Annotated in this window: 15 protein-coding genes and 1 rRNA gene; 12 read left to right on the top strand and 4 right to left on the bottom strand. The window is 73.9% G+C overall.

Going from position 1 to position 18,776, the window contains the following annotated elements; genetic code table 11:
* Window positions 1-95 precede the first annotated feature (95 nt).
* Window positions 96-212, top strand: a 5S ribosomal RNA gene (gene rrf / locus AOK09_RS10560).
* Between the two features lie 1,706 nt (window positions 213-1,918).
* Window positions 1,919-2,914 carry a tetratricopeptide repeat protein gene (locus tag AOK09_RS10550; RefSeq protein ID WP_079062922.1) on the top strand — a complete coding sequence of 332 codons (996 nt, stop codon included), beginning with the start codon at window positions 1,919-1,921 and terminating at the stop codon, window positions 2,912-2,914.
* 84 nt (window positions 2,915-2,998) lie between these two features.
* Here the strand turns inward: AOK09_RS10550 and AOK09_RS10545 are convergent, their stop codons facing one another.
* Window positions 2,999-4,432 (bottom strand): DUF1015 family protein, encoded by a 1,434-nt coding sequence (locus tag AOK09_RS10545; RefSeq protein ID WP_079062920.1) that lies wholly within the window; start codon window positions 4,430-4,432, stop codon window positions 2,999-3,001.
* Window positions 4,433-4,518: 86 nt separating this feature from the next.
* Here AOK09_RS10545 and AOK09_RS10540 point away from each other — a divergent pair, with 86 nt between their 5' ends.
* Together AOK09_RS10540 and AOK09_RS10535 are read left to right on the top strand one after the other, a co-directional pair.
* Window positions 4,519-5,088 (top strand): tetratricopeptide repeat protein, encoded by a 570-nt coding sequence (locus AOK09_RS10540; RefSeq protein ID WP_055586877.1) that lies wholly within the window; start codon window positions 4,519-4,521, stop codon window positions 5,086-5,088.
* Complete coding sequence (locus AOK09_RS10535) at window positions 5,085-6,176, top strand: HAD-IIA family hydrolase (protein ID WP_079062919.1); 1,092 nt, start codon at window positions 5,085-5,087, stop codon at window positions 6,174-6,176. Before AOK09_RS10540 ends, AOK09_RS10535 begins: the two co-directional genes overlap by 4 nt.
* A 2-nt stretch (window positions 6,177-6,178) precedes the next feature.
* Here AOK09_RS10535 and AOK09_RS10530 read toward each other — a convergent pair whose 3' ends face one another.
* Window positions 6,179-6,526, bottom strand: a complete 348-nt coding sequence (locus AOK09_RS10530) for a hypothetical protein (protein ID WP_055586876.1) — start codon at window positions 6,524-6,526, stop codon at window positions 6,179-6,181.
* A gap of 159 nt (window positions 6,527-6,685) precedes the next feature.
* Here AOK09_RS10530 and AOK09_RS40040 point away from each other — a divergent pair, with 159 nt between their 5' ends.
* The 4 genes from AOK09_RS40040 (at window position 6,686) to AOK09_RS10510 (ending at window position 9,855) form a co-directional block, all read left to right on the top strand.
* Window positions 6,686-7,786, top strand: coding sequence for a histone (locus tag AOK09_RS40040; protein ID WP_157875853.1), 1,101 nt, complete (start codon window positions 6,686-6,688; stop codon window positions 7,784-7,786).
* Window positions 7,779-8,027: a hypothetical protein gene (locus AOK09_RS10520; RefSeq protein WP_055586875.1), complete on the top strand. Its 249-nt coding sequence runs from the start codon at window positions 7,779-7,781 to the stop codon at window positions 8,025-8,027. Before AOK09_RS40040 ends, AOK09_RS10520 begins: the two co-directional genes overlap by 8 nt.
* Before the next feature lie 20 nt (window positions 8,028-8,047).
* Complete coding sequence (locus AOK09_RS10515) at window positions 8,048-8,854, top strand: TlyA family RNA methyltransferase (protein WP_055586883.1); 807 nt, start codon at window positions 8,048-8,050, stop codon at window positions 8,852-8,854.
* 98 nt (window positions 8,855-8,952) lie between these two features.
* Window positions 8,953-9,855 (top strand): NAD kinase, encoded by a 903-nt coding sequence (locus AOK09_RS10510; protein WP_055586874.1) that lies wholly within the window; start codon window positions 8,953-8,955, stop codon window positions 9,853-9,855.
* Between the two features lie 214 nt (window positions 9,856-10,069).
* Here the strand turns inward: AOK09_RS10510 and AOK09_RS37560 are convergent, their stop codons facing one another.
* The gene (locus AOK09_RS37560) at window positions 10,070-10,270 is read right to left on the bottom strand and encodes a hypothetical protein (protein WP_055586873.1); all 201 of its coding nucleotides are present in this window, start codon (window positions 10,268-10,270) and stop codon (window positions 10,070-10,072) included.
* Between the two features lie 241 nt (window positions 10,271-10,511).
* Here AOK09_RS37560 and recN point away from each other — a divergent pair, with 241 nt between their 5' ends.
* The 3 genes from recN (at window position 10,512) to AOK09_RS10490 (ending at window position 14,530) form a co-directional block, all read left to right on the top strand.
* Entirely contained in the window at window positions 10,512-12,260 is a 1,749-nt protein-coding gene (gene recN / locus AOK09_RS10500; protein WP_055586872.1) for a DNA repair protein RecN, read from the top strand.
* 74 nt (window positions 12,261-12,334) lie between these two features.
* The gene (locus AOK09_RS10495) at window positions 12,335-13,105 is read left to right on the top strand and encodes a hypothetical protein (protein WP_055586871.1); all 771 of its coding nucleotides are present in this window, start codon (window positions 12,335-12,337) and stop codon (window positions 13,103-13,105) included.
* Between the two features lie 261 nt (window positions 13,106-13,366).
* A complete protein-coding gene (locus AOK09_RS10490; RefSeq protein ID WP_245687227.1) occupies window positions 13,367-14,530 on the top strand; it encodes a glycosyltransferase family 4 protein in 1,164 nt (387 codons plus the stop codon).
* Between the two features lie 138 nt (window positions 14,531-14,668).
* On the opposite strand, the gene AOK09_RS10485 is transcribed toward AOK09_RS10490, so the two are convergent.
* A complete protein-coding gene (locus AOK09_RS10485; RefSeq protein ID WP_055586881.1) occupies window positions 14,669-16,597 on the bottom strand; it encodes a glycoside hydrolase family 15 protein in 1,929 nt (642 codons plus the stop codon).
* Between the two features lie 592 nt (window positions 16,598-17,189).
* Between AOK09_RS10485 and AOK09_RS10480 the strand changes: the two genes are divergently transcribed.
* Window positions 17,190-18,776: CTP synthase (locus tag AOK09_RS10480; RefSeq protein WP_079062918.1), on the top strand; the 1,587-nt coding region annotated here is incomplete at its 3' end.

The following is an 18,776-nucleotide window of genomic DNA, read 5'->3' as shown; positions in this document are numbered from 1 at the left end:
TACGCGTCCACTGTGTTGTTCCCGGGCTGCGAACAGTCTCCGGTGAATGCCAGCACTTCTCAACTGAAAAGTGTGTTCGCTGAACCCTATAGTGTTTCGGTGGTCATAGCGTGAGGGAAACGCCCGGTTACATTCCGAACCCGGAAGCTAAGCCTTACAGCGCCGATGGTACTGCAGGGGGGACCCTGTGGGAGAGTAGGACGCCGCCGAACAATCATTCAAAGCCGCGGCCCCAGCGATCTGCTGGGGCCGCGGCTTTTTTGTTTGGCCCTTCAGCGCCGGGAGGCCGGCGCGGTACTGGGCCGGATGCAGGACAATGGAAGGCGGTGCGCCAGGCCGGCACCGCGCCGCGTACGTACAGCAACGCAATGCTGTGGCGGCGGAGTATGAAGACCCAGAAGGAGCCACGTTCATGTCGAACCAACCCCAGGACCGTCCGGAGCGCCGTTCGGGAGACGGCCCGCAGGGCCGGGGGGCTGCCGACCACCGGGGCTCCCGCAGCGGCGGGTCCTTCGAGCCGCGCTCCCAGGGCCGCTGGTCCAACGACCGTGACCGGGATCGCGACCGTGGCCCGCGTGAGGGCGGTTTCCGTCGGGACGAGCGGCCCGGTGGCGGCGGTGGCGGTGGCGGCTTCCGTCGTGATGACCGTCCGGGTGGTTTCCGGCGTGATGATCGTGAGGGCGGTGGCGGTTTCCGTCGCGACGACCGTGACCGTGGCCCGCGTGAGGGTGGCTTCCGTCGGGACGAGCGGCCCGGTGGCGGCGGTGGCGGTGGCGGCTTCCGTCGTGATGACCGTCCGGGTGGTTTCCGGCGTGATGATCGTGAGGGCGGTGGCGGTTTCCGCCGTGACGACCGTGACCGCGGCCCGCGTGAGGGTGGCTTCCGTCGGGACGAGCGGCCCGGTGGCGGTGGCGGCTTCCGCCGTGAGGAGCGGCCCGGTGGCGGTGGCGGTTTCCGCCGTGACGACCGGGACCGTGGGCCGCGTGAGGGTGGCTTCCGGCGTGATGATCGTGAGGGCGGTGGCGGTTTCCGTCGCGACGACCGTGACCGCGGCCCGCGTGAGGGTGGCTTCCGTCGGGACGAGCGGCCCGGTGGCGGCGGTGGCGGCTTCCGTCGTGATGACCGTCCGGGTGGTTTCCGGCGTGACGATCGTGACCGTGGGCCGCGTGAGGGTGGCTTCCGTCGGGACGAGCGGCCCGGTGGCGGTGGCGGTTTCCGCCGTGACGACCGGGACCGGGATCGTGACCGTGGGCCGCGTGAGGGCGGTTTCCGTCGGGACGAGCGGCCCGGTGGCGGTGGTGGTGGCTTCCGTCGTGATGACCGTCCGGGTGGTTTCCGGCGTGATGATCGTGAGGGCGGTGGCGGTTTCCGTCGCGACGACCGTGACCGCGGCCCGCGCGAGGGCGGTTTCCGTCGGGACGAGCGGCCCGGGGGCGGCGGTGGCGGTGGTGGTGGCTTCCGTCGTGACGACCGTCCGGGTGGTTTCCGGCGTGATGACCGTGAGGGCGGTGGCGGTTTCCGCCGTGACGACCGGGACCGTGGGCCGCGCGAGGGTGGCTTCCGTCGGGATGACCGCGAGGGCGGTGGCGGTTTCCGTCGCGACGACCGTGACCGCGGCCCGCGTGAGGGTGGCTTCCGCCGTGACGAGCGGCCCGGTGGCGGTGGCGGTGGTGGCTTCCGCCGTGATGACCGTCCGGGTGGTTTCCGCCGTGACGACCGTGACCGCGGCCCGCGTGAAGGTGGTTTCCGTCGGGACGAGCGGCCCGGGGGCGGCGGTGGCGGTTTCCGCCGTGACGACCGTGACCGGGGTTTCAGCAGGGGTCGTGACGACCGGGACCGTGGCGGGCGCTCGTACGAGGGTCGTGGGCGCAGGTTCGAGGCGGACGACAACCGGCCCAACTACGAGCCGGTCAAGCGCCTGCCGATCCCGGAGGACGTCACCGGGACTGAGATCGACGCCGACGTCCGTCAGGAACTCAAGAGCCTGCCGAAGACGCTCGCTGACGATGTCGCCCGCAACCTGGTGATGGTGGCCCGGCTGCTGGACGATGAGCCGGAGCAGGCCTATGAGTACTCCCGTGTCGCTCTGCGTCTCGCCTCCCGCGTGGCCGCGGTCCGCGAAGCGGCCGGCTTCGCCTCGTATGTGACGGAGCGTTACTCGGAGGCCCTGACCGAGTTCCGTGCGGCGCGCCGGATGACCGGCCGGGCCGACCTGTGGCCGGTCATGGCCGACTGCGAGCGCGGGCTCGGCCGTCCCGAGCGGGCGCTCGCCATGGCGGGTGAGCCCGAGGTGAAGCAGCTGGACCGGGCCGGACAGGTCGAGATGCGGTTGGTCGCGGCCGGTGCCCGTAGTGACATGGAGCAGTTCGACGCCGCGGTGGTGACGCTGCAGAGCCCCGAGCTGGCATCCAGCGCTGTCCACCCGTGGACCGCGCGGCTGCGCTACGCCTACGCCGAGGCGCTGATCGCCGCGGGTCGCGGTGACGAGGCCAGGGACTGGTTCGCCAAGGCCGTCGAGGCAGACCAGGACGGCGTCACCAACGCCGCGGAGCGACTGGCCGAGATCGACGGTCTGGAGTTCGTCGACGCCCTGGACCCGGAGGTCGAGGACGGCGAGGAGAAGTCCGCGGCCGCCTCTGCCGCTGTGGTCGAGGACGACGAGCAGGTCGAGGACGAGGGCCCGGAGGCCCGGGACGACTTCCTGAAGACCCCGTTCAAGGAGCCCGCAGCCGAGCCCGTGTCCGACGAGGACGACGAGGACGACGAAGACGACGACTTCGAGGACGACGACTTCGAGGACGACGAGGACGACGAGGAGGAGGACATCGACGACGCCGACGACGCCGACGATGTCCGTGACGACGAGGGCGACGCCGGCCGCAAGGCCGGCGAGCAGCCCCGGACCGAGGGCTGAGGCTCAGCCGTTCGTCCCCCAGGTGAGCAGGAAGCGCCCCGCCGGAGAATCCGGCGGGGCGCTTCCCGTTCCAGGCTCGGAGGATCAGCCCAGGTCGAGGCTGCGCAGCACCAGCCCGGTGGCAGGCTTGGGGCCGAATGACGTGGACTTGCGCGGCATGGTGACGCCCTGCTCGGCCAGCCGTCGCACCACCCCTTCCTCGACCGGGTGCAGCAGCACCGCCGTGCCGCCGCAGCGCTCGGCCTCGCGGACCGCGGCGGCGGTGTCGTGCAGATAGCCGATGTGGTCCGGGGCGTCCGGTACCCGCCAGACCGAGTCGAGCAGCACCGAGTGCAGCACGGTCGCGTCCAGCTGCCGCCACTCCTCGGGGCGGTCCGTGCGGACCGTTTGCTTCAGGGTCTCGTCGCCCGGGCCGCGCAGCAGCCGGTAGCGTCCGTCCCCGGTGAGCAGGAACGCGTTGCCGCCCTGCCGCTTGGCTGCGGCCAGGGCGTCCAGCGCACCTGCCGGCGAGGTGCCGGCGTCCGTCACCTGCCAGTCACCGCCGAGCCGGGCCAGGGCCGTCTGCGGTGGCAGCCGGTAGAGGACCCGGTGGATCGCCCGGACCTGCAGCGGGTAGCGGGCCGTGTCGACCAGCAGCACCATCCCGCGGTCCCAGGGGCTGTGGGCGAGGTGCCGGTGCTCCCGCTGGAGCCGCAGGTACATCGCCCAGCGGTGGTGTCCGTCGGCGATCAGGGCACGGCAGGTGGCCAGGTCGGCGGCGACGACGGCGTGCTCGGCGCGGTCGGTGACCGCCCAGAGGCGGTGGCGGGTGCCGTCGGCGGTCGTGGTGACGAGCAGCGGCGGGCGGGCGGCCGCCCTCTCCACCACGCCCGCGGCGCCGCCCTTGCCCCGGTAGGTGAGCAGCAGCGGTTCCAGGTTGGCGCGGGTGGTGCGCATCAGGCCCACACGGTCGGCGACCGGGCGCGGCATCACGTCCTCGTGGGGGAGGACGACCCCCGCCTTGGGCGGGCTGACGGCGAGGGCGCCGATGAGGCCGCGTTGCAGCACCTCCCCGTCCCGGCCGCCGCCGGGACCGGGGACCCGCTGCTCGTAGACGTACAGGGCCGGTGTGTCGTCGGGTGCCAGCACGCCCTCCCGCCGCCAGGCGGCGAGCAGCCGTGCCGCGTGCCGGTAGCGGGTGTCGCTCACCCGTCGTCCGTTGCGCCCGCTGTGGTGCGGGTCCGGCCAGGTCTCCGGGCCGCGTTCGGCGTCCTGCTCGGCCGGGGATTCGGATTCGGGCCGGGGAAGGATCAGCCGGACCACGTTGTGGGGGTCCGCCGTCTCCAGGCTTGCCAGCCGTTCCGGGTCCACCACGTCGTACGGGGGAGAGGTGACGGCCGCGAGGTCGCCGATCCGCCCGGGGACGTAGCGGAGGCCGCGGAACGGCGCCAGCGAGAGCCCCGCCGCGGCGACATGCCCGGGATCGCCGGGGCCGCCCTGGTGAGAAGCTGCTGCACCGTGTGCACTGAGTGCCTCCATTGTGGGCATGTTAATCGGGTACGTCCGGTCGGGTGATCACGGCTCCCGGCCCGGCGGCTGCACTGGGCGACCGGGAAGGGGCAGCTATGACCAGGGGACGGGAGCGGGCACAGGATCGGAACGCCTCCGGAGGACCCGGGGGCGGAGCGGCCGGGACCGACGGACCCGGCGACGGCGGTGAGGATCCCAGGGAGTCCGTCTACGAGTGGTTCCGGCGGGGCAGCCGGCTGCTGGCACAGGGCAGCGCGGCCGCCGCCGTGCAGTTGCTGGAGCGGGCCGCGGCGGCGGAACCGGAGTCGAGGTCCATCAGGGAGACCCTGGCGCGGGCCCAGTTCGACGCGGGGTCGTACGCTGCTGCTCTGGAGAACTTCCGGGAGGTGGCCCTGGCCGACCCCTCGGACGACTATGCGCAGTTCGGCTGGGGGCTGGCGGCCGCGCGGATGGGGGACTTCGAGGCGTCGGCCGAACACCTGGCGCTGGCGGTGGCCATGCGGCCGGAGTCCGACCACTACCGTGCGGCGCTCCGGCAGACCCGGGCGACACTGCGCGCCCGGGCCGGAGCCTTCGGCCCGGTGCCGCCGCACCCGCGGTGGCCGGGACCGCAGGACGCGGAGCCCGGCGGGCCGCGCAGCAACCGACAGGAAGAGCAGGAATGACGCACACGGCAGCCGGCAACCCCGACCACGGCGCCCCCGCGCCGGACGCGGCCGGGGACGGTGCCACCGTGCCGCGACTGAGCCCGGCGGGCAGCGCCCGGCCGCTGGTCGAGGCGTACGACACCGCGCTGCTCGACCTGGACGGGGTGGTCTACGCCGGGCCCGACGCCATCGACCACGCGGTGGACTCGCTGGAGGCGGCGCACGGCCGGGGCATGCGGCTGGCGTACGTCACCAACAACGCCTCCAGGACACCGCAGGCCGTCGCGGACCACCTCACCCGGCTGGGCGTACCGGCCGAGGCGTCCGAAGTGATCACCTCAGCGCAGGCCGCCGCCCGGCTGGTGGCGGCAAAGGTGCCGGCCGGGTCGGCGGTGCTGGTGGTGGGCGGGCGGGGGCTCGAGGTCGCCCTGGAGGAGCGCGGGCTGCGTCCGGTGCGTTCCCTCGACGACGGCCCGGCCGCGGTGGTGCAGGGCTACGACCCGTCGGTGGGCTGGCAGCATCTCGCTGAGGCCTCCTACGCCGTGGCGCAGGGCCTGCCGTGGGTGGCCTCCAACACCGACCTGACCATTCCGACGTCGCGCGGCACCGCGCCGGGCAACGGCACCCTGGTGGCGGCGGTCCGTACGGCGACCGGCGCCGAGCCGGAGGTGGCCGGCAAGCCGCTGCCGCCGATGCACCGTGAGACGGTGATCCGCACCGGCGCGGTCCGTCCCCTGGTGGTCGGCGACCGCCTGGACACCGACATCGAGGGCGCCCACAACGGCGGCGTCGACAGCCTGCTGGTCCTCACCGGGGTGACCACCCCCGCCGCACTGCTGGCGGCGCCGCCCCAGCACCGGCCCACCTTCGTCGCGGCCGACCTGCGGGCCCTGCTGGCACCGCAGCCCGAGGTGGCCGCGCTCGGGGACGGGGCGTACCGCTGCGGCGGGTGGACCGCGTCGGTCAGCGAGGGCCAGCTGCGGCTGGAGGGCGGCGGAGACCCGTACGACGCCCTGCGGGCGCTCTGCGGGACCGCCTGGACGGCGGCCGAGCACGGCGGGGGGACCCCGGACGCCCGCAAGGTCCTGGCCGAGCTGGGGCTGTGACGTCAGAGCAGGGAGCGCAGCCGCAGCAGATCCCGGATGCCGGCCTCCAGCTTCACCCGTCCGTGGGCCCAGGCGGAGGCGAAATGCAGCCGGCCGGCCACCAGGTCCACCAGGTCGTCACTGGCCATCGCCAACCGGATCTGGGCCCGCTCTGGCGGCCGGCCCGGGGTCTCGACCACATCCTGGATCCGGCCGCCGCGCAGGTGCCCGGAGAAGGTGATGTCCAGGTCGCTGATCCAGCAGGTCAGCGAGCGGTCCAGGGCCGCCGCCTTTCGTACGTCCCCCTCGGAACCCGACAGGTTCTCGCTGAGCTGCTCCAGTGCCGCGCGGCACTCCTCGGAGTTCGCCATGGTGCGGCCGCTCCCCTTCCACGGTCGTTTCGGGTACCCGGGCGACCGTACCCCAGCCGGTGCGCTGGCCCGCCGCGCGAAGGGCGGAGGCGGTAGCGTCATGGAGGGGTGTCCCGTCGATCACGGACGCAAGGGCGTGACGGAAGCGAGGAGGACCTGATGCGCGACACACTGCGCGGCTGGGTGCAGTTCGCAGTAGGCATCGCAGAGGAGACCGGCCGACGCTCGGCGCATGCGGCCAAGGACCTGCTCGACCGGAGCGGGGTGGATGTCCAGGCTGTGCAGCGGTCGCTGACCGAGCAGGTCCCTGCCTCGGCGCGCTCGCTGCAGTCGATGGCCGGTGACATGGCCGCAGCCGGGCGGGAGGGACGGGACCTGATGGTCGGCCTGGTCCGTTCGGAGGCGGAACGGACCTGGCACTTCGTCGGCCGGATGGGCGACCAGGTGACCAAGGTCGGCGTGGTCCTGGAGCTTCTGGAGCGCAAGCTGCGCGAGGTGGAGCAGGGCGGAGCCGAGGCCGAGGAGGCACCGCCGGAGCCCCGCGCCGAGAAGCTCTTCGGCTCCGAGTGGCAGCAGGAGCACGCCGAGGAGCTGGCCGCCCGGCCGGTGCGGATCCCGGTGACCGAGGAGCCGTCCCCGTCGGCTGCGGAGCAGGCCGCCCCCGCGGCGGAACCTGCGGGGACCGCGCCTGCGAGGAAGGCCGCGGCCAAGCGGGCTCCCGCGGCGAAGAAGACGGCCCCCGCGAAGAAGACGGCGGCGAAGAAGACCGCGCCGGCGAAGAAGACGGCCGCCGCGGCGAAGAAGACCGCAGCGAAGAAGACTGCGGCGGCTCCGGCGGCCGAGGAGACGGCTGCCAAGAAGACCGCGGCCACGGCGAAGAAGAGCACCGCGAAGAAGACGACGCCGGCCAGGAAGACCGCGGCGAAGAAGACCACTCCGGCGAAGAAGACCGCCGCCAGGAAGGCGACGCCCGCAAAGAAGTCCGCGTCCGCCGGGGGTGCGGCGGCCGGCACGACGGCGGCCAGGTCCACCACGGCGAAGAAGGCGACGCCCGCCAAGAGGACCTCGGCGGCGAAGAAGACGGCCACTGCCAAGAAGACGGCCACGGCGAGGAAGTCCGCCACTGCCAAGTCGACAGCGGCCAAGTCGACAGCGGCCAATGCGTCGGCGGCCAAGTCGACAGCGGCCAGGGCGTCGGCGCCGGCCAGGAGCGCTGCCGCAGGGACCACCGTCGCAGGCCGGGTGGCGGGCGATGACTGAGGTCTTTCCGGAGTCCACGGGGCCGGTGGGCGTCACCGCCGGCCCCGTGGACCCGTTCGCGGGCCCGATCGAGCCGGAGGAGACCGGCCACCCCGGGGTGGACGACGTGCTGGCCCGGCTCCAGGCTCTGGAGGGGACCCCCACCGAGGCCCATGTCGCCCTGTACGAGGATGTCCATCAGCGGCTGCGGGACACCCTCACCGCCCTCGACAACCGACCCGGCCCCACTCCGGGGCCCTAGGAGCTGAAGCACCTGTGGCAGTGGCACGACGCCGACTCGACGCGGAACTGGTCCGCCGCCGACTCGCCCGCTCCCGCGAGCATGCGAGCGAGCTGATCGCGGCGGGGCGGGTGACCGTGGGCGGGACCACCGCGAGCAAGCCGGCGACCCAGGTGGAGACCTCGGCGGCGGTCGTGGTGGCCAAGGACGAGAACGACCCCGACTATGTCTCCCGGGGCGGTCACAAACTGGCCGGGGCGCTGGCCGCCTTCGTGCCGCAGGGCCTGCGGATCGAGGGCCGCCGCTGCCTGGACGCGGGAGCCTCCACGGGCGGCTTCACCGATGTGCTGCTGCGCGCGGGGGCGGGCCGGGTGCTCGCCGTGGACGTCGGCTACGGGCAGCTGGCCTGGTCGCTGCAGAGCGATGACCGGGTCACTGTCATGGACCGCACCAACGTCCGCGAGCTGACTCTGGAGGGCATCGGCGGCGAGCCGGTCGACGTGGTGGTGGGCGACCTGTCGTTCATCCCGCTGGGCCTGGTGCTGCCCGCGCTCGCCTCGTGCTGCGCGGAGGACGCCGACCTGGTGCTGATGGTCAAGCCGCAGTTCGAGGTGGGCAAGGAGCGGCTGGGCAGCGGGGGAGTGGTCCGCAGCCCGGAGCTGCGTGCCGAGACCGTACGGCAGGTCGCCGCCCAGGGCTGGGAGCTGGGCCTGGGGGTGGTGGGAGTGACGGCCAGCCCGCTGCCGGGCCCGTCCGGCAACGTCGAGTACTTCCTCTGGTTCCGGCGGGGCGCACCGCCGCTGGACCCGGCGGATGCGGACCGCGCCGTGGCAGAGGGGCCCAGGTAGGGTGCCGTGCACGTCCCCCGTGCGGCGCAAGCGGTGAATCCACAATCGGGAGGGGGCGCCACCCGGCCGATGCAGTCCGGGCGGGCGTAGGAGAGGGCATGAGTGACTTGCGAACGGTCTTCCTGATCGCGCACACCGGCCGTGCGGCCGCGCTGCGCAGCGTCGAGCACCTGGTCAACGGTCTGCTGAAGGCGGACATCGGCATCAGAGTGCTGGCTGCGGAGGCCGAGGACATGGATCTGCCCGCCGGCGTGGAGGTGGTCGCCGCCGCACCGGGTGCGGTGGCCGGCTGCGAGCTGATCCTGGTGGCGGGCGGGGACGGCACCCTGCTGCGCGGGGCCGAGCTGTCCCGGCAGACCGGGGTGCCGATGCTCGGCGTCAACCTGGGCCGGGTGGGCTTCCTGGCCGAGGCGGAGCGGGACGACCTGGCGAAGGTCGTGGAGCGGGTGGTCGACGCGGAGTACGAGGTCGAGGAGCGGATGACGGTCGACGTCCTGGTCCGCGCCGACGGCAGGGTGATCCACCGCGACTGGGCGCTCAACGAGGCCTCGGTGGAGAAGGCGTCCCGGGAGCGGATGCTGGAGGTGGTCACCGAGGTCGACGGGCGGCCGGTGTCGCACTTCGGCTGCGACGGGGTGGTGTGCGCCACGCCGACCGGCTCCACCGCCTATGCGTTCTCCGCGGGCGGGCCGGTGGTGTGGCCGGAGGTCGAGGCGCTGCTGATGGTGCCGATCAGCGCGCACGCGCTCTTCGCCAAGCCGCTGGTGACCTCGCCGCACTCGGTGCTGGCGGTGGAGGTGCTGCCCAAGACGCCTCACGGGGTGCTCTGGTGCGACGGACGGCGCTCGGTGGAGCTGCCGGCCGGGGCACGGGTGGAGGTGCGGCGGGGAGCTATTCCGGTGCGGCTGGCCCGGCTGCACCGGGCGCCCTTCACCGACCGCCTGGTGGCGAAGTTCGCGCTGCCGGTCACCGGCTGGCGGGGGGCTCCGCACCAGAACTGACGGTCTGTCACCAGTCGCTCCGGGGCCCGGCCGCGCGCCCCGTCGCATGCGTGACGGCCGGACGCGTCAGGGCGCCCACCCCGGGGCCTCGGGGGTGGCGCCTGAAGGCGTCCGCAGGCCGGAGCCGGGTGTCCCCGGCCCCGGCCCGGTCACCGGCGCCGGTTCAGGGAATCAGGGCGCCGGTTTTCAGGGTGCCGGTTTCAGGGCGCCGGTTTCAGGGCGCCGGATGGGCCTCCAGCAGGGCGATCCGGGCCTGGAGCAGTTCCAGCACCTGGCTCCGCCCCCCGTGCCGGGTCTCGTGGTCCAGCAGCTGTTGCAGCTGCGCCGCGGTCAGTGACCGGATGCGGTTTCTGAGGTCCGAAGCCGGCAGCTGGTCGAAGTCCGGGATCAGCAGCCTGTCCGTGTTGTCGACCATCGGAGCGCTCCTCTCCTCGGACGCCGCCGGAGCGCGTGTACAGCGGACCCGCCGGCGTGGTCGTTGCCGTGCCGGGCGCCGCGGGCGGTGCCCGGACCTCCATAGTGCGCCGTAACGGCCCGGCGGGCCTGCGCGGCGGCGCGCCGAGGAGTGCCGAATCGTATGAACCTCCCGGCGCGACGCCGGTGCTCGTCGCACAGCGGGCCCGGAACCTCGTAAGGTCGTGTCCGTGTTGGAGGAGATGCGGATACGGGCCCTGGGCGTCATCGACGACGCCGTGGTCGAGCTCTCGCCGGGCTTCACCGCGGTGACCGGCGAGACCGGCGCGGGCAAGACGATGGTGGTCACCAGCCTGGGCCTGCTGCTGGGCGGGCGTGCGGACCCGGCCCTGGTCCGCAACGGCGCCGGGCGTGCGGTGGTCGAAGGGCGGATCACCCTGGCCGACGGCGACCCGGCAGCGGTACGCGCCGTGGAGGCCGGGGCCGAGCTGGACGACGGGGCGCTGCTGGTCAGCCGTACCGTCTCCGCCGAGGGGCGCTCCCGGGCGCATGTCGGCGGCCGTTCGGTCCCGGTGGGGCTGCTGGGCGAGCTGGGCGAGGACCTCATCGCGGTGCACGGCCAGACGGACCAGCAGCGGCTGCTCAAGCCCTCCCGGCAGCGCGGCGCGCTCGACCGGTACGCCGGTGCGGCCGTCGCAGGGCCGCTGGAGCGCTATCAGGCCGTCCACCGGCGGCTGCGCGAGGTTTCGGCGACCCTGGAGGAGATCACCACCCGGGCCCGGGAGCGGGCCCAGGAGGCGGATCTGCTGCGGTTCGGCGTGGAGGAGGTCGCCGCCGCCGAGCCGCAGTCCGGGGAGGACGCCGCCCTGGCCGCCGAGGCCGAGCGCCTGGGACACGCCGATGCGCTGGCGTCCGCCGCGACGCTCGCCCACGGCGCGCTGGCCGGGGATCCCGCCGAGCCGGACTCGGTCGACGCGGGGACGCTGGTCGCGCAGGCCCGCCGGGCACTGGACGCCGTGCGTTCGCACGACCCGCGGCTCTCCGCCCTCGCCGACCGGCTGGACGAGGTGGGCTATCTGCTCTCCGACGTCGCCGCCGACCTGGCCGGGTACGCGGACGGGCTGGACGCCGACCCGGTGCGCCTGGCGGCGGTGGAGGAGCGCCGTGCGGTCCTCACCCACCTGGTGCGCAAGTACGCCACCCCGGACGGCGGCACCGCGGAGGTGCTCCGCTGGGCGGAGGCCTCCGCGGCGCGCCTGGCCGAGCTCGAGGGCGACGACGACCGGGTCGGCGAGCTCACCGCCGAGCAGCAGGCGCTCCGCGCCGAGCTCGGCGGCCTGGCGGCCGAGCTCTCGGCGGCGCGCCGGGCGGCCGCCGGCCGCTTCGCGGAGGCGGTGACCGCCGAGCTCACCGAGCTGGCGATGCCGCACGCCAGGGTGTCGTTCGCCATCGCCCAGACCGACGATCCCGCGGGGCTGGAGGTCGACGGCCGCACCGTGGCCTTCGGCTCGCACGGTGTCGACGAGGTGGAGGTGCTGCTCGCCCCGCACCCGGGCGCGCCGCCCCGGCCGATCGCCAAGGGCGCTTCCGGCGGTGAGCTCTCCCGGGTGATGCTGGCGGTGGAGGTGGTCTTCGCCGACGCCGATCCGGTGCCCACGTACCTGTTCGACGAGGTCGACGCCGGTGTCGGCGGCAAGGCGGCGGTGGAGATCGGACGCCGGCTGGCCAAGCTCGCGGAGAGCGCCCAGGTGGTGGTGGTCACCCACCTGCCCCAGGTCGCGGCGTTCGCGGACCGCCACCTCGTGGTGGAGAAGACCAGTGACGGCACCGTCACCCGTTCGGGTGTGAAGGTGCTGGACGACGCCGAGCGCGTGCGGGAGCTGTCCCGGATGCTGGCCGGCCTGGAGGACTCCGAGCTGGGCCGGGCCCACGCCGAGGAGCTGCTCGCCGCCGCCCGCAGCCCGCAACGCCACAATCGGGCGGCGTCCTGACCGGGCGGTGCACGATCGGGTGGTGCACGATCGGGAAGCGGACGATCGGGAAGCGGACGATCGGGAGGGAAGCTGTGACCGTGCGCGGCCAGGGCGGGCGGCTGCTGGTACTGCTGGCGGCGGTCGGCGGGGCGAGAGCGCTGTACGCCGCGATGAACCGGGTCCCGCCCGGGGAGCCGGCGCTGTGGGAGCGCAGGAACCACCGCGGCCGGGTGGTCACCCTCTACCAGGGCCCGGCGGTGGCCGCTGCGGTCGCCACCGCGGTCGGCGCGGCACCGCAGCTGCCCCCGCGGCTGCGTGCCGCCGCCGCGCTGGCCACCGTGGCCGCGGCGGGCTGCGGCAGCTACGACGACATGCTGGGCGGCCCCGAGCGGGGCCTCCGCGCCCATCTGGGGGCCCTGCGCGGCGGCCGCGTGACCACCGGCGCGGTGAAGCTCGCCGGGATCGGCTCCGCCGCCGTCGTCGCCGCCTGCCTGGTGCAGCGCCGTCCGGTGGACCGGCTGCTGGCCGCCACCGTGATCGCGGGTACGGCGGGCGCGGTGAACCTGCTGGACGTACGGCCGGGCCGGGCGGCCGGGGCGGTGCTGGCCGCCGGGCTGCCCACGGTGCTGCGCGGCGGGCCGGGGGCGGCGGTCGCCGCCGCCCCGGTGGGAGCGGCCGCGGCGTTGCTCCCCGAGGACCGGGGCGAGCGCACCATGCTCGGTGACTGCGGCGCCCATGCCCTCGGTGCCGTCCTGGGCACGGCCTGGGCGGCCGGCTCCGGACGTGCCGCGCTCGCCCTGCGGGCGGCGGCCCTGCTCTGCTTCCACGCGGCGGCGGAGCTGGGCCTGTACGGCGAGCCCTGACGGCCGGCGGCCCCCCGCCCCGCCTCGGCCGCGCGGGGCCCCGGAGGCCGTCACGACCGGTGCCCGGCGTGGGGCCCCCGGCCCTGCGGCGCCCGGCGGCCCGGGGTGACCGTTGATCGACCTGGGGCGCCACAGGGCGCCCCGGCCCCTGTACTCTGCGGTGCACACCACCGGTGCCAGGCGCCGAACGCAGTCCGCGACCCGGCCGCCACCGCGGCGACGGGGGCGTTCCGCGGACCAGATCGACTCGGAGCGAACGACGTGGACGACACTGTCCGGGGAGGCATCCCCGCCCCCGACGCGGGGCAACTGCACGTGGTGCTCGTCGTCGCCGCCAGTACCGGCGGCATCGGCGCCCATGTGCGCTCCCTCGCTCAGGGGCTGGTGGCCCACGGTCTGAAGGTGACCGTGTGCGGGCCGGCCGCCACCGATGCGTCGTTCGGCTTCTCCGGCACCGGTGCCCGGTTCCACCCCGTGGAGATCACCCCCACCTCCGGGCCCCGCAGCGACGCGGCGGCCATCGGGGAGCTGCGGCGCGCCTTCACCGGCGCCTGTGTGGTGCATGCGCACGGGCTGCGCGCGGGGCTGCTCTCCGACCTGGCGCTGCGCACCGCGGGCCGGGTCCCCGGTATGCGGCCGCTGACGCCGCTGGTGGTCACCATGCACCATGCGCTGCTGGCCACCGGTATGGAGCGGCGGCTGCTGCGGCTGATGGAGCGCCGGGTGGCCCGGGCGGCGGATCTGCTGCTGGGGGCCTCCTCCGACCTGGTGGCACGCGCGCGTGAGCTGGGCGCGGGGGATGCCCGGCTGGGGCCGGTGGCGGCCCCGCCGCTGCCCGCACCCACCCTGGACCGGGCGGCGGCCAGGGCGGCCCTGCCCGCCGCGGAGGAGGGCCGGCCGGTGGTACTGGCGGTCGGGCGGCTGGCGCCGCAGAAGGGGTTCGACCTGCTGCTGGAGGCGTCGCGGACGCTGACGGGGCTGGACCCCCAGCCGCTGGTGGTGATCGCGGGCGAGGGCCCGGAGGGCGCCGTACTGCGGGACCGTGTCGAGGCCGAGGGGCTGCCGGTGCGGCTGCTGGGCCACCGTACGGATGTGCCCGACCTGCTGGCCGCCGCCGATGTGGTGGCGATCAGCAGCCGCTGGGAGGCCCGGCCGCTGGTGGCCCAGGAGGCGCTGCGCGCCGGGGTGCCGCTGGTGGCCACCGCCGTCGGCGGGGTGCCGGACCTGGTCGGGGACGCCGCGGTGCTGGTTCCGTACGGGGACGCGCGGGCGTTCGGGCGGGCGGTCGCCGAGCTGCTGGCGGACGGGCCCAGGCGGGCCCGGCTGGCCGAGCAGGGCAGGGCGCAGGCGGAGACCTGGCCCGACGAGTCGGCCACGGTGGCGCAGGTGCTCTCGATCTACGACGAGCTGGTGCAGCGGTCCTGACGGCCGCCGGGAGGGGCGTCGCCCCCGCCGGCCCTCCGGCGGGTCCCGTCCCGGTGCGGCGGCCGCGGGGCGTACCCACCGGGCCGCCGGGCGCCGCCCGGGGCACGGGCGGACCGGACGGTGCGCCGGGCGCCGGGTTCAGCGCTCCTGGTAGGCGCCGCTGGCGTTGAGCCGCAGCGCGGTGTCGATCAGCGGCACATGGCTGAACGCCTGCGGGAAGTTGCCCACCTGCCGCTTGCGGCGCGGGTCCCACTCCTCGGCGAGCAGTCCCACGTCGTTGCGCAGGGCCAGCAGCTTCTCGAACAGGTCCCTGGCCTCGCCGACCCGCCCGATCATCGCCAGGTCGTCGGCCAGCCAGAAGGAGCAGGCCAGGAAGGCGCCCTCGTCGCCGGGCAGGCCGTCGACATTGCGTCCGTCCGCGCCGTGGGTGGGGTAGCGGAGCACGAAGCCGTCCTCGGTGAGCAGCTCCCGCTGGATGGCCTCGATGGTGCCGATCACCCGCTTGTCGTCCGGCGGGAGGAAGCCCACCTGCGGGATCAGCAGCAGGGAGGCGTCCAGTTCGGTGCCGCCGTAGTACTGGGTGAAGGTGTTGCGCTCCGCGTCGTAGCCCTTCTCGCACACGTCGCGGTGGATGGCGTCGCGCAGCTCCCGCCAGCGTTCGATCGGGCCGTCGGTGGGGGTGCCCTCCAGCAGCTTGATGGTGCGGTCCACGGCGACCCACGCCATCACCTTGGAGTGGACGAAGTGCCGGCGGGGGCCGCGCACCTCCCAGATGCCCTCGTCGGGCTCCTGCCAGTGCTTCTCCATGTAGCCGATCAGCCGCAGCTGCAGCAGGTGGGCGTGGTCGCTGCGGGCCAGACCGGTCATGTGGGCCAGGTGCAGGGCCTCGACGACCTCGCCGTAGACGTCCAGCTGCATCTGGTTGGCGGCGCCGTTGCCGGTGCGCACGGGGGTGGAGCCCTCATAGCCGGGGAGCCAGTCCAGCTCCACCTCGCCGAGCTCGCGCTCACCGGCGATGCCGTACATGATCTGCAGGTTCTCCGGGTCGCCGGCGACGGCTCTGAGCAGCCACTCGCGCCACGCCCTCGCCTCCTCGCGGTAGCCGGTGCGCAGCAGCGAGGAGAGGGTGATGGCGGCGTCGCGCAGCCAGGTGTAGCGGTAGTCCCAGTTGCGGACGCCGCCGATGTCCTCGGGGAGCGAGGTGGTGGGGGCGGCGACGATGCCGCCGGTGGGGGCGTAGGTGAGCGCCTTCAGGGTGATCAGGGAGCGGATCACCGCCTCGCGGTAGTGCCCGGCGAAGGTGCACTGGGCGACCCAGCCGCGCCAGAACTCCTCGGTGGTGGCAAGGGCCGCCTCGGCGTCGGGCCGCTCGGGGGCGCGCAGGTGCGAGGCCTGCCAGGTGAGGGCGAAGGCGACCCGCTCGCCCGCCCGTACGGTGAAGTCGGAGTAGGTGGTCAGATTGCGCCCGTAGCTCTCTGCCTCGCCGTCCAGCCACACCGAGTCGGGGCCGGCGACGGCGACGGTGCGGTACGAGCCGTCGGGTTCGTCCATCCGGTGGACCCAGGGCACCACCCGGCCGTAGGAGAAGCGCATCCGCAGCGCGGAGCGCATCCGCACCCGGCCGCTGAGGCCCTCCACGATGCGGATCATCTGCGGCACGCCGCTGCCCTCGGTGAGGTGCCGCGGCGGCATGAAGTCGATCACCCGGACGCTGCCGCGCTCGGTGTCCCACTCCTGCTCCAGGATGAGCGAGTCGCCCCGGTAGCTGCGGCGGTCGGCGGGGACGGCGGGGGCGTGGGCGGTGATCGGGATGGGCAGTTCGCCGGTGCTCTCGAACTCGCTGAGCACCTGCTGCTGCTCCACCTGGGGGAACGCGGCCGGGCTGGGCGGCACATCGGCCGGCCCGATCCGCCAGAATCCGTGCTCGTCCGTGCCGAGCAGGCCGGCGAAGACGGCGGGGGAGTCGAATCGGGGAAGGCACAGCCAGTCCACCGCCCCGTCCCTGCTGACGAGGGCGGCGGTCTGCATGTCCCCGATGAGTGCGTAGTCCTCGATACGGCCGGCCACGTGGATCTCCAGTTCGCGATGGTGCACGGCATCGTCCGACAGGCAGGGCATGATGGGGGCCGTTGCTCGGTGGCGGCGGGAGGCTCCCTTGAGGCGCGGGTGGTGCCCAGGGTGGCCGCGGAAGCCCCGGTGGGCTCCTTGGGTGAGTGGGTGTGGACGGCAGCAGGAGACGTCGTCCGCCCCCCAGCGACCGACCTGCCCCTGCTGTCGGCGATGCGTCCGTGCAGAATACGACGGACCGGCGTTGCGTGGAGCCCCCGAACGATCTCGACATGTCCGATCTTGCGTGATCGTGCGAAAAGTAGCCCGCACGGAGGATGCGCCACCACCCCCGCGGACTACCCCCGAATGATCCGGAAGTGATCCTTCCAGGCCTGGCGGCAACCCGCCCGGACCACCGCACGAACACGGACCGGTTCCGCGACTGTTACCCTGGTACCCCGTGGACTGGTGGGATCAAGCGCACCGTACCCGCCACCCCGACGCCCCTCCCGCGACCCTCCGGGCCGCCGGCGGTCCCGACGTCGGCGCGGCACATCCGGCACCCACTCCACAGGCCACAGTTACGACCTGCGACCACGGGAGCCCCCTCTTGGCACTGCCACACTCCGGCAAGACCCAGACGACCAAGCACCTCTTCGTCACCGGAGGTGTGGCCTCCTCCCTGGGCAAGGGGCTCACCGCCTCCAGCCTCGGCGCCCTGCTCAAGGCGCGGGGCCTGCGGGTCACCATGCAGAAGCTGGACCCGTACCTCAACGTGGACCCGGGCACCATGAACCCGTTCCAGCACGGCGAGGTCTTCGTCACCGACGACGGCGCCGAGACGGACCTGGACATCGGCCACTACGAGCGCTTCCTGGACACCAACCTCCACGGCTCGGCCAACGTCACCACCGGCCAGATCTACTCCACCGTGATCGCCAAGGAGCGCCGCGGCGAGTACCTGGGCGACACCGTGCAGGTCATCCCGCACATCACCAACGAGATCAAGTCCCGCATCCGGCGGATGGCCACCGACGACGTCGACGTGGTGATCACCGAGGTCGGCGGCACCGTCGGCGACATCGAGTCGCTGCCGTTCCTGGAGGCCGTCCGCCAGGTCCGCCACGAGGTCGGCCGGGACAACGTCTTCTTCGTGCACGTCTCGCTGCTGCCGTACATCGGCCCCTCCGGCGAGCTGAAGACCAAGCCCACCCAGCACTCGGTGGCCGCGCTGCGCAACATCGGCATCCAGCCGGACGCCATCGTGCTGCGCGCCGACCGCGAGGTCCCGCAGGCCATCAAGCGCAAGATCAGCCTGATGTGCGACGTGGACGAGGAGGCCGTGATCGCCTGCGCCGACGCGCCGTCGATCTACGACATCCCCAAGGTGGTCCACAGCGAGGGCCTGGACGCCTATGTGGTGCGCCGCCTCGACCTGCCCTTCCGCGACGTCGACTGGACCCAGTGGGACGACCTGCTGCGCCGCGTCCACCAGCCCGAGCACCGGGTCAGGGTGGCCCTGGTGGGCAAGTACATCGACCTGCCGGACGCCTATCTCTCGGTCACCGAGGCGCTGCGGGCCGGCGGCTTCGGCAACAACGCCAAGGTCGACATCAAGTGGGTCACCTCCGACGACTGCCGCACGCCCGAGGGGGTCCGTGAGCAGCTCGGCGACGTGGACGCCATCTGCATCCCCGGCGGCTTCGGCGAGCGCGGCGTGGACGGCAAGGTCGCGGCGATCACCTTCGCCCGCGAGAACAAGGTGCCGCTGCTGGGCCTCTGCCTGGGCCTGCAGTGCATCGTGATCGAGGCCGCCCGCAGCCTCGCCGACCTCGCCGAGGCCAACTCCACCGAGTTCGACCCCGCCGCCCAGCACCCGGTGATCTCCACCATGGCCGAGCAGCTGGACATCGTGGAGGGCAAGGGCGACCTGGGCGGCACCATGCGGCTGGGGCTCTACCCGGCCAAGCTCGCCGAGGGCTCCATCGTCCGTGAGGTCTACGGCGGTGAGCAGTACGTCGAGGAGCGCCACCGCCACCGCTACGAGGTCAACAACGCCTACCGCGCCGACCTGGAGAAGACCGGTCTGGTCTTCTCCGGCCTTTCGCCCAAGGGCGACCTGGTGGAGTACGTCGAGTACCCGCGCGAGGTGCACCCGTACCTGGTCGCCACCCAGGCGCACCCCGAGCTGAAGTCC

This window comes from Peterkaempfera griseoplana (assembly GCF_001418575.1).
Taxonomy (GTDB): domain Bacteria; phylum Actinomycetota; class Actinomycetes; order Streptomycetales; family Streptomycetaceae; genus Peterkaempfera; species Peterkaempfera griseoplana.
The sequence above is the reverse complement of the archived record's forward strand: the minus strand, read 5'-3'. Positions and strand labels throughout refer to the sequence as shown.